General features: G+C 67.7%; 8 protein-coding genes, 1 tRNA gene, 3 pseudogenes and 1 other annotated feature. Of the genes and pseudogenes, 7 read left to right on the forward strand and 5 right to left on the reverse strand.

What is annotated here, in order from left to right:
* Window position 1 precedes the first annotated feature (1 nt).
* From cmk to AUV08_RS09430, 4 genes are all read left to right on the forward strand, one after another.
* Complete coding sequence (cmk, locus tag AUV08_RS09415; protein ID WP_002857424.1) at window positions 2-733, forward strand: (d)CMP kinase; 732 nt, start codon at window positions 2-4, stop codon at window positions 731-733.
* On the forward strand, window positions 730-2268 hold the full coding sequence (gene der / locus AUV08_RS09420; protein WP_061866971.1) for a ribosome biogenesis GTPase Der: 1539 nt from the start codon (window positions 730-732) through the stop codon (window positions 2266-2268). The genes cmk and der overlap by 4 nt, the downstream gene beginning before the upstream one ends.
* Window positions 2269-2373: 105 nt before the next feature.
* The gene (locus tag AUV08_RS09425; protein ID WP_061866970.1) at window positions 2374-2853 is read left to right on the forward strand and encodes a hypothetical protein; all 480 of its coding nucleotides are present in this window, start codon (window positions 2374-2376) and stop codon (window positions 2851-2853) included.
* Window positions 2854-3229: 376 nt separating this feature from the next.
* Window positions 3230-3306, forward strand: a tRNA-Pro gene (locus tag AUV08_RS09430).
* A gap of 270 nt (window positions 3307-3576) precedes the next feature.
* Here AUV08_RS09430 and AUV08_RS11865 read toward each other — a convergent pair.
* The 4 genes and pseudogenes from AUV08_RS11865 to AUV08_RS09460 form a co-directional block, all read right to left on the reverse strand.
* A pseudogene (locus AUV08_RS11865) lies at window positions 3577-4841 on the reverse strand (IS3 family transposase).
* Window positions 4408-4542: a sequence feature (AL1L pseudoknot), on the reverse strand. It overlaps the preceding pseudogene by 135 nt.
* A 59-nt stretch (window positions 4842-4900) precedes the next feature.
* Window positions 4901-5098, reverse strand: a complete 198-nt coding sequence (locus AUV08_RS09450) for a hypothetical protein (protein ID WP_010078466.1) — start codon at window positions 5096-5098, stop codon at window positions 4901-4903.
* A 44-nt stretch (window positions 5099-5142) separates the two neighbouring features.
* Window positions 5143-5475: a DUF3024 domain-containing protein gene (locus AUV08_RS09455; protein ID WP_036315702.1), complete on the reverse strand. Its 333-nt coding sequence runs from the start codon at window positions 5473-5475 to the stop codon at window positions 5143-5145.
* A 62-nt stretch (window positions 5476-5537) separates the two neighbouring features.
* Window positions 5538-6821: an IS256 family transposase gene (locus AUV08_RS09460; RefSeq protein WP_036337267.1), complete on the reverse strand. Its 1284-nt coding sequence runs from the start codon at window positions 6819-6821 to the stop codon at window positions 5538-5540.
* Window positions 6822-6958: 137 nt separating this feature from the next.
* Here AUV08_RS09460 and AUV08_RS09465 point away from each other — a divergent pair.
* A pseudogene (locus AUV08_RS09465) lies at window positions 6959-7399 on the forward strand (ISL3 family transposase); the annotation flags it as partial.
* On the opposite strand, the pseudogene AUV08_RS09470 reads toward AUV08_RS09465, so the two are convergent.
* Window positions 7368-8740: pseudogene (locus tag AUV08_RS09470) on the reverse strand (IS1380 family transposase). The pseudogenes AUV08_RS09465 and AUV08_RS09470 sit on opposite strands and share 32 nt — an antisense overlap.
* Window positions 8741-8912: 172 nt before the next feature.
* On the opposite strand from AUV08_RS09470, the gene AUV08_RS09475 reads away from it, so the two are divergent.
* The gene (locus AUV08_RS09475; protein WP_043282823.1) at window positions 8913-10055 is read left to right on the forward strand and encodes a calcium/sodium antiporter; all 1143 of its coding nucleotides are present in this window, start codon (window positions 8913-8915) and stop codon (window positions 10053-10055) included.
* A 141-nt stretch (window positions 10056-10196) separates the two neighbouring features.
* A complete protein-coding gene (locus AUV08_RS11870; protein WP_223247546.1) occupies window positions 10197-10595 on the forward strand; it encodes a helix-turn-helix domain-containing protein in 399 nt (132 codons plus the stop codon).
* The last annotated feature ends 52 nt before the right edge of the window (window positions 10596-10647 follow it).

The following is a 10647-nucleotide window of genomic DNA, read 5'->3' on the forward strand; positions in this document are numbered from 1 at the left end:
GATGACCGAGCACACCCGCGACGACGTCGCACCCGCGCCGCTCGTGGTGGCGGTGGACGGGCCCTCGGGCTCGGGCAAGTCGTCCGTGTCCAAGGCCGTGGCCCGGCGTCTCGGCGCCGCATACCTGGACACCGGCGCCATGTACCGCGCCGTGGCGTGGCACTGCCTGCACGAGGGCGTCGACCTGGCCGATGCGGAGGCCGTGGCGGCGGCCGCCGTCGCCATGGACCTGGACCAGTCCACCGACCCGGACGTCGAGGCCGTGCGGGTCGGCGGCACGGACGTCACCGAGGCGATCCGCGGCCCCGAGGTCACGGACACGGTCTCCACCGTCGCCGTGGTGATCCCGGTGCGCGAGGAGCTGCACCGCCGCCAGCGGGCGGCGATCGCCGCCGCGGGCCGGATGGTCGCCGAGGGCCGCGACATCACCACGGTGGTGGCCCCGGACGCCCACGCGCGCGTGCTGCTCACGGCCTCCGAGGCCGTGCGCACCGCCCGCCGCTCCGGCCAGCTGGCCGCGGCGGGGGAGACCGGCGTCGACGCCGGCACGCTGCACCGTCAGGTGGCCGGGCGCGACGCCCGCGACGCCACCGTGTCCACGTTCGACCGCCCCGCCGACGGGGTGGCGCTCGTGGACTCCACCGAGCTCGACTTCGAGCAGACCGTGGCGGCCGTCCTGGCCGCCGTCGAGGACCAGGCCGGCATCCCGGCCGTGAAGGGAGGCCGACGATGACCGAGAACCCCCAGCACCGCTCCGGTGAGGACGAGTTCGTCCCCGCCGGCGACGATCAGGTGGCCGAGCGGCTCGCCGCCATGACCGAGGAGGAGGCCGAGGCGCGCGCCGCGTCGCTGCGCGCCGGCCTCGAGGACTACGAGCTCGAGGAGGACGACGCCGCCCTCCTCGACGCGTGGCAGCTCGGGCCCGACGAGGACGTCGACGCGCCCGTGCCGCCCGTGCTGGCCATCGTGGGCCGGCCGAACGTCGGCAAGTCCACGCTCGTCAACCGCATCATCGGCCGCCGTGAGGCCGTGGTGGAGGACGTGCCCGGCGTGACGCGCGACCGCGTCTCCTACGACGCCGAGTGGAACGGCCGCGAGTTCACCGTGGTGGACACCGGCGGCTGGGAGCACGACGCCAAGGGCATCCACCGTCGCGTGGCCGAGCAGGCCGAGCTGGCCGTGGACGTGGCGGACGCCGTCGTGTTCGTGGTGGACGCCACCGTCGGCATGACGGCCACGGACGAGGCCGTGGTCTCGATGCTGCGTCGCAAGGACCGCCCGGTGATCGTGGCCGCCAACAAGGTGGACGACATGGTCCAGGAGGCCGACGCCGCCACCCTGTGGTCGCTCGGCTTCGGCTACCCGTACCCGGTGTCCGCGGTGCACGGCCGCGGCGTCGCGGACCTGTTGGACGCCGCGCTCGAGGCACTGCCGGAGGAGTCCGCCCACGGCGGTCTCGTGCCGCGCGGCGGCCCGCGCCGGATCGCCCTCGTGGGCCGGCCGAACGTGGGCAAGTCCTCGCTGCTGAACAAGCTGGCCGGCTCGGACCGCGTGGTGGTGGACGACCTGGCCGGCACCACGCGCGACCCCGTGGACGAGCTCGTGGAGCTCGGCGGACGCCTGTGGCGCTTCGTGGACACCGCCGGCATCCGCCGACGGCAGCACATGGCCCACGGCGCCGACTACTACGCGTCGCTGCGCACGGCCTCCGCCCTGGACCGCGCCGAGGTGGCCGTGGTGCTGCTCGAGGCGCCGCAGGTGATCTCGGAGCAGGACGTGCGCATCCTCCAGATGGTGCTGGACTCCGGACGCGCCCTCGTGATCGCGTTCAACAAGTGGGACCAGGTGGATGAGGACCGCCGGTACCAGCTGGCCAAGGAGATCGAGCGGGACCTGGCGCACGTCGCGTGGGCGCCGCGCGTGAACATCTCCGCGAAGACCGGCTGGCACAAGGACCGTCTCGTCCCCGCGCTGGACCTCGCCCTGGACTCGTGGGACACCCGCATCCCCACGGGCAAGCTCAACGCGTTCCTCGGCGAGCTCGTGGCGGCCCACCCGCACCCGCTGCGCGGCGGCAAGCAGCCCCGCATCCTGTTCGCGACCCAGGTCTCGAGCCGGCCGCCCAAGTTCGTGCTGTTCACCACGGGGTTCCTGGACCCCGGCTACCGCCGGTTCATCGTGCGCCGCCTGCGCGAGACGTTCGGGTTCGAGGGCACGCCCCTCGAGATCGGGATGCGCGTGCGCGAGAAGCGCGGTCGCGGCCGCTGATCCGGCCCCGCCACCGACGACGTCCCTCGGCCTCCCGCGCCGGGGGACGTCGTCGTCCCGGCAAGCTCCCACAGTTCTTCCACCTTCGCCTCGTAGCCTGTGGGCATGAGCCTCATCCGACGTCGCCCCGCCGCCCTGTCCCTGGCCACCCTGGCCGCGCTCGCGCTGGCCGCATCCGGCTGCGCGGTCGACGACGGCGAGACCCGGGCCGCGCTGCAGAGCGCGGAGGACCGGCTCGCCCAGGCCGAGGACCGGATCAGCGAGCTGGAGGCGGACGCCTCGGACCGCGTGGACCTGGGGCAGCTGCGCCAGGAGGCGGAGGGCGCCCTCGAGGAGGCGGACCAGCGCGCCGCCGAGGTCGTCGAGGACCTGACGCGATCCCTGCCCTCCGGTTCGGACATCGTCGACGTCGAGGCCCTCCGGGAGGACGGGAAGGTGGTCATCGAGTTCGGCCAGTCCCTGCTCGAGGCCGATCCCCAGGTTCTCGAGGACACGATGCGGGAGGCGGCGGACCGGGCGCGCGACGCCATCCCGGACCTGGAGGACGTCGAATTCCGCGTGGGGGACCGGACCTTCACCTACTGATCCTGAGACGGCGCTCCGTGAGCCCCCGACACGCCTCTTCGACCCGCCCGGAACGGCGGATCGAAGCGGCCTGGCGTGTTACGCTTCACCCGTGCGCGACTGCACCCTCAGTCATGAGAGGGTTCGTGCAGACCGCCAGGCCCACCGGTACGCCAGGGCCGCGGTCGCTGGGGGACTCTCGGTCGGGTGGCCCTCGGTCAAGGGATGAGGGGTTCACGTCTGTGAAGAGGACGTGGGCCCCTTGTTCACGTTCCGGGGTGTCACGCGTTTTGCCCCTGACGACGACGCCCCGGCATACCCGCTCCCGATTCGCGTCCGGCGGTGCGGGTGGGGTATGCTCGTCGGGTGCTGAAGCGCGGATGACCGCGATTCGCCACGGGCTATGGCGCAGCTTGGTAGCGCGCTTGACTGGGGGTCAAGAGGTCGTGGGTTCAAATCCCGCTAGCCCGACCACATTCCCACGGGTCAGAGTCCGCATCTGCCTGGGAATACGGAATGAGGCCCAGGTGCTCCGTCGAGGGGAGCGCCTGGGCCTCTTTCTGTGCCTGGCATATTCCTTAGCGCAAACCGATCGAGACAAACCCTACGGTTCGGCGTTCGGCTCGACTTATATCCCCGGGAATTCAGAACTTCCTCAGTGGCCGAGCGGCTCGATCCAAAATCGATCTCGTCGGTGACCAGAGCGTTGGCCCTGAAGCCCCCTGGGTCTGATGGAGACTCGCGCTATTTGATTCCGACCAGCTGTTCGCGGCCGGCTTCGACAGCATAGAACGTGTCCTCGAACTCGGCGGGTGGGACGTCGCCGAGGTAGCCGTGGAGGCGTTGCGTGTTGTGCCAGGACACCCACCCGAGGGTCGCGAGCTCGAGGTCCTCGACCGTCCGCCAGGGACCTGGCCGTGCGGGTCCGCGGACGTGCTCGGCCTTGTAATAGCCGTTCACGGTCTCGGCCAGGGCGTTGTCATAGCTGTCCCCGACGGTCCCGATCGACGGTGTCGCTCCGATCTCGGCGAGGCGTTCGCCGTAGCGAATGGAGGTGAATTGAGACCCCGCGTCGCTGTGGCAGCGCAGGTCCTCGTGGCGAGCGCCGCGGGACCAGCGGGCCATCTCGATCGCGTCGAGGACCATCTCGGTGCGCATGTGTGACGCGCACCGCCACCCGACGATCATCCGGGAGAACGCGTCGACGATGAAGCAGACGTACGCGACGCCGGCCCACGTCGGCACGAACGCCAGGTCGGTGACCCAGAGCCGGTTCGGGGCAGGCGCGGTGAACTCCCGCTTCACGAGGTCCGGGTGCCGCGCCGCGGTCGGATCTGGCCGGGTCGTCTTCACCCGCTTCGACCTGGTCGCGCCCTTAATCCCTGCGGCGCGCATGAGCCGGCCCGTCTGATCTCGGCCGATGTCGATCCCGGCGCGACGCGCGGTCTTCCAGAGCTTTCTGACCCCGTAGACGCGGTAGTTCGTCTCCTAGAGCTCGACCAGCTGCGGGATCAGCTCCTCGTCCCGCACCGCGCGAGCCGAGGGGGCGCGGGTCTTGGCGGCGTAGTAGCTGCTCGGAGCCACCTGCAGCAGCCTGCAGATGAGCTCGACTCCGAGCCGGCGAGCGTCGACCAGGTCATCCTTGTTCGCGTCGATGAACGCGACTACTTCCGGTAGTGGCGGTCGAGCTCCGCCCCGAAGAAAGACGCAGCACGCTTGAGGACCTCGTTGGCCCGCCGCAACTCCCGGACTTCCTGCTCCAGTTCACGCACCCGCCGCGCCTCAGCGCTGCTCACGCCAGAGGTGACGCCGTCGTCGATGTCGGCTTGCTTGACCCACATCCGCACGGACTCGACCCCGTACCCGAGCTGCGTCGCGACCCGATTGACGGTCCCATGCTCGGTCCCCAGCTCGGCACGCAGCGTCCTCACCATCCGGACCGCCGCGGCCTTCTCCTCCGGCGAATACCGACGCGTCGTCGGCTTCCCCGCTGTCTGCTCTTTCGGCATAACTCCATCCTCGTTTCCAAGGTCAGGAGTCTCCAACAAACCCAGGGCGCTTCAATCGGTCAGGAAGGCAGCAGGAGCACCTTGATGTCGTAGTCGAGCTTGCAGAGATAGAAGATCAACTCGACGACGGGACGGTGACTATCCCAGCGGGGCTGTGAGGGGCCGATCTCGCAGAACCTTGCGGCAAACTCAACCTTCTCGCGCGCGGCCGGGATCGATGCGCGGAAGGCCGCTTCATCCCATTGCTCTTCGCTCATACTCCCGACCGTAGCGGTGAGTACCGACACGGCCGTGGGAGCTCTCAGCCCCAGAAGATCGGATCCTGGTGGCTGCCGATGTAGTCGAGCAGACTCTGGACGTTCTTCGTCGGGCGCCTCTTCGTGTACTCGTGGAACTTCATGTGCCGGTCACGCCAGTAGATGCTCCACTGGCCGGTCTTGACGGTGTATCGCAGGCGCGCGACCGGGAACCGCGTCCAGTCGCCCTGCCCGTCCCACGGCGGCCGCGTCTCGATGATCGTGACGTGCCGGTCGGCGATCTCGGCTTCTACTCTCACCTGATCCCACAGGTGCTCGGGCACGCGTTCACGGCACCAGCGGCCGATGCGCAGCAGGTCGGTCTCGGGCATAGCCATGGTCAAGTCCTTTTGAGTGGTGTATCGAGGCTTTGTCGGGTTCCTCGTGGTCGGGTGGGTTGTCAGGCGGCGAGTGCCGCGTGGCCGGGGTCGTCGGTCATGGTGTCGCTGACCTGTAGGGCGGCTTGTTCAGCCGCGGCTTTCGCGGCTGCTTCGGCGAGCATCGTGTCGGTCGCGGTCAGCAATTCCAGGCTCATGTAGCGCCGTGATTCGGTCCATTCGTCGTGCTGCTCGGCCAGCACCGCGCCGAGGAGTCTAATCACCGCGACTCGGCTGGGGAAGATGCCGACGACGTCGGTGCGTCTCCGGATCTCCTTGTTGAGCCGTTCGTTCGGGTTGTTCGACCAGATCTTCTTCCACACCTCCTTCGGGAACTTCGTGAACGTGAGCACCTCATCGCGGGCGCCCTCGAGGTGCTCGGCAGCGGCCGGCAGATGGGTGGCCAGGCTGTCGATCATGTGCTCGTACTGGGCGATCACCGCCTCGACGTCGGGCTGGGTGTAGACGCTGTGCAGCAGCGCTTTCACCGCGGGCCACTGCGACTTCGGGCACACCGCCATCAGGTTGGCCGCGTAGTGGGTGCGGCAGCGCTGCCACTGCGCCGTCCCGAACACCGCCCCGGCCGCTTCGACCAGCCCGGCATGGGCATCGGAGGTGATCAGCTCCACCCCCGACAGGCCGCGGGCAGCCAGATCACGGAAGAACCCGAGCCACCCCTCCCTGGTCTCCGCGGTGCCCAGTTGCAGGCCGAGGATCTCGCGGTAGCCGTCGTTGTTGATGCCGGTGGCGACCATGGCGGCGACCTTGACGACCCGGCCGTGTTCACGCACTTTGAGCACGAGCGCGTCGGCGGCGACAAACCGATACGGCCCAGCATCGAGCGGCCGGGTGCGGAACGCTTCGACCTGCGCATCCAGGTCTTTACTCATCTCTGAGACCTGCGATTTCGACAGGCCCGTGATGCCGAGAGTCTGCACCAGTTTGTCCATCCGGCGGGTGGAGACGCCGAGCAGGTAGCAGGTGGCGACCACCGTGGTCAGCGCTGCCTCGGCGCGGCGGCGCCGCTCCAGGAGCCAGTCGGGAAAGTAGGTGCCTTCGCGCAGTTTCGGGATCGCGACGTCGATGGTGCCGGCGCGGGTGTCCAGGTCCCGGTGCCGGTAGCCGTTACGCCGGTTGGTGCGCTCATCCGAGCGGGCGCCGTAGGCGGCGCCGCACACGCTGTCAGCCTCGGCCGACAGCAGGGCATTGATGAAGGTGGTGAGCATCTGACGCATCAAGTCCGGCGAGGCCTGGGTGAGCAGATCGGACAGAAACGCCTGGGGGTCGATATCGTGGGGAGCGGTCATCGCGGGTGTCCCTTTCGAGTGGGATGTGAGAGTTTCCTCGAAAGCCTCCCGCGGTGACCGCTTCTACTTCGCGGTCGACACGCCAACCGGAGTCAACGTGCTGCGGGATTCGTACACCACTCTGCCGGACGCAACTGCGCCGCACCCTCCACACCGGGATGAGCCTGCTGACCGACCGCCAAAAAGAACACCTCAGCGTCCTCTTCGCCCACGAGAAGCACGCCGCGGTCGAAGCGGCCTGGGAGATCTACCAGGCCATGGTCGCCGCGTATCGAGAATTCGACCGCGCAAAGGCTAAGGCCAAGATGGAGAAGGTGATCGCGGCGCTGAGCAAGAAGGTCCCCGACACCCTCGAGGAACTGGGCAAGCTCGGCCGGACACTGACCAAACGCGCCGCCGACGTGCTGGCGTTCTTCGAGCGACTGGGCACCAGCAACGGTCCGACGGAGGCGATCAACGGCCGGCTCGAACACCTGCGCGGCTCCGCCCTCGGCTTCCGCAACCTCACCAACTACATCGCCCGCAGCCTCCTCGAATCAGGCGGCTTCAGACCCTTGCTACACCCTCAAATGCGATGAGCCTCGAATGCAGGATCTTGTGCCGACAGCGGCGCACGATGGTCGCGGGGATCTCGAACAACCGTGCGCGAAACCGTTTGGGCTCCCAGCGACGTGCATCATGGCCGGCCAGCGCGATGGCCTGGATCCAGGCGACGATGACGCCGGCGAGCTGGACGATCTGGCACCAGACCTGGTTCTGCGCGAATCCCTGCAGCGGGAACTTCATCAGGCCCATGTCCTTGGCGTTGCGGATCCGGTCCTCGCAGCGCGCGCGGCGGCGGTGACGCAGCTCCAGCACTGGAAGCTGGCCGCGTGGGGCGTTGGTCGCGAACGCAGTGATCCGCATCCCTTTGTGATCGGTGATCCGTAGCTGCACTCCGGGGTGGGGGCGTTCCTTCCTTACGGTTACCCGCATTCCGGGGGCCACCCGGGCAGGTCCAGTAGTCCGGTCAGTTCCGCGACCCATGCCCCATCGCGGATCCCTTCGGTGTCGGTGTCGTAGGCAGGAGTCCACGCCTTCGCCTCATCAATACGTTCCAACAGGTCAGGAGTGTTCGCGGGGAGGGTGAACCCGACTGAGTAGGCCAGACGCTGCCGCTCCAGCCAGCCCGCGAAGTCCTTGGGGCCGCCGGCCCCGTCGGTGCGAATCAGGACCTTTTTCGATCCCCGCCCGCCCCGGCCCAGCAGGGCCGGTGGGAGCTGCGCAAGGGCCAGACGGGTGACGGCGATGTGATCGCTGGCGGTGTTCGAGCCCGCGTTGCCGGGGCGAAGGTGGATCGCGAGCGGTTCCCCGGTTCCTTCGCTGCCGTGGTCCAGGAACGCGTACAGAGGGTGGTAGCCGAAGCCGCGTTTGAACGTCGGGGCGGCTTGCTCCTTCTCACTGTGGACGTTGATCAGGGTGGCGTCGAGGTCGATGACCAGCGGGGTCTTCGCGCTCGTCCCCTCGGCCGGGGAATGCTCGCCGGCCAGGGCCCAGGCCTGCTCGCGCGCGGTCCTGCGAGCCCTGGCGATCGCGGTCATCACGGCGGGCGCGTCCTCAGCGAGGGTGGTGAGCGTGCGGGAGATCGTTGGGGCCGAGGCGACGTCACCGAACAGGCCCGGCTCGCACCGCAGCAGGTCGGTGTCACGGGCGACCTCCCCGCCCACCGCGAGAGTCATCGCGAGGTCCAGCAGGACCTTGGAGGCGTGATGCTCGGCCAGCGGTTTCGTCCATGAACCCAACGCTTCACGCAGCGAAGAGGCGAGGCCGGTGGCGTGGATCGTGTCGGTCAGCAGCACCGCGCCCGCATGCGAGGCCGCCGGGACCTCAGCGACGTCCACACGCGGGCGGGGGTAGAAGAACACGGTAGGGTGGGACACCTGAAAGGTGCTCCTTCCGGCCAGGGATTACGAGACTCGACACCCCGTATCATCCCAGGCCAGGAGCACCTTTCTCTATGACGCCCACCCGTCGAGACCACACCCCAGTGAAATCTCGAGGTCAGCGGGTGCTCGTGGCAGGGCCTGAACTGTGGTCCGTACACTCCTACTCATGGATGCGCTTGATATTGGACGGATCGTGGCCGGACTGGTGCTGCTGGTCTTGGGTGGGGAATTTTTGGTGCGTGGGGCGTCAGCACTGGCCGGACGTTTCGGGATTTCGTCATTGGTGATCGGTCTCACCGTAGTGTCAGCGGCGACGTCGGCACCCGAGTTCGCAGTGAGCGTCGGTGCTGTACTGCGTGATGAACCGGGGCTTGCCGTGGGCAATGCGGTTGGCAGCAACATCATTAATGTCCTGCTCATCCTGGGACTGTCCGCGCTGGTCGTTCCCCTCGCTGTAAAGCGGAGGCTGATCCGCTTTGACCTGCCCCTGATGGTCGTCTTGTCAGTTCTACTGCTCCTTGTGTCCCTGGATGGGAGGATCAGTGCGGTGGACGGGCTGATACTATTTTTCGGTGTGGTGGTCCACACCATAATGTCCGTGGTGATTAGTCGGCGGGACGCCAAGACCGCGGTGAATGCCCGGGAAGGGACAGGAGATTCGGCAACCGTCGATCCAGCCGACGAGGAAGGGGCTGCGCTAGGCGCCTCGGTCAGCAGGTCGCTCTTCTTTGTGCTGCTGGGGGTCGCGTTGCTGGTCGCCGGTGCCACGCTGCTCGTGGAAGGAGCAGTGAACATAGCCACCACGTTGGGCGTAAGCAGCCTCGTGGTCGGACTGACCGTTGTGGCTGTCGGGACATCGCTGCCCGAGCTGGCGACGTCCATCATTGCCGTGCGTCGCGGTGAACGCGACCTAGCGGTGGGCAACGTGGTCGGCAGCAATATCTTCAACATAGGGGTAGTGCTAGGACTAACCGCGCTCATCTCTCTTGAGGGCATTCCCGTATCCGGCGCCGCAGTGGCCTTCGATATCCCAGTAATGCTGGCGGCCGCAGTGGCACTACTGCCGATCGCGTTCACGGGCTTCGCGGTGGCGCGTTGGGAGGGCGGCTTGTTCGTGGTTTTGTACGCCGCCTACACCGGATACCTTGTGCTGGCTGCCACAGCGCACGATGCACTGGAGGGATTCACCGTAGCCATGGCGTGGTTCGTGCTGCCGTTAATCGCACTGACGCTCATTTCCTTTACAGCCTACGAAATCGGGCTCCGCAAGGGACGCCGAGACCTGGACCAGACCACGACTTCGACGTAGACCGTCGAGTGCATTCGGCTGCTGGCTTCATTCAGGTCGTCGGCTGAATGTAAATCGGCAAGAGATGACTGTCGGTTGGTGGTGTCATAGCGTCGTAGCAACACTCCCGGTCGGTGGGGGCTCGAGGCGAGGAGGCCTGGGATGGTGCGGCGGCGACTCACGTTCACGGAGCGGATGGAGATCTCGACGGGATCGAAGGCCGGGTGGGGAGTCCGGAAGATCGCGTCTCACCTGGGTAGATGCCCTTCGGTGGTCTCCAGAGAGCTTCGACCGAACTCGACGAAGACGCGCGGCTATCAAGCCGTGACCGCGGACGTGAAAGCGCAACGCCAGCGCTCTCGCCCACAGGTCCGGAAAGTGGCAAAGGACCCGGTACTCGAGGCCCGCGTCAACGCCGACCTCGCAGCGTCATGGATGCCGAACGAGATCGCGGGTCGCTTGCGTCTGGAGGCCGCAGACCCGACCGTTGAACGCATGGCGAACTCTCCCGACGCTCAGGGCCGTGAGCCGCCCCCTTCATTCGGTCCGGACGTTCTGTGAGTCGTCGGTTTCCATTTGATGGGTGCACTGCCGAGCGTACTCGGCTGGGGTT

The sequence above is a fragment of the Micrococcus sp. CH7 genome (assembly GCF_001595485.1).
In the GTDB taxonomy this organism is placed as follows: domain Bacteria; phylum Actinomycetota; class Actinomycetes; order Actinomycetales; family Micrococcaceae; genus Micrococcus; species Micrococcus luteus.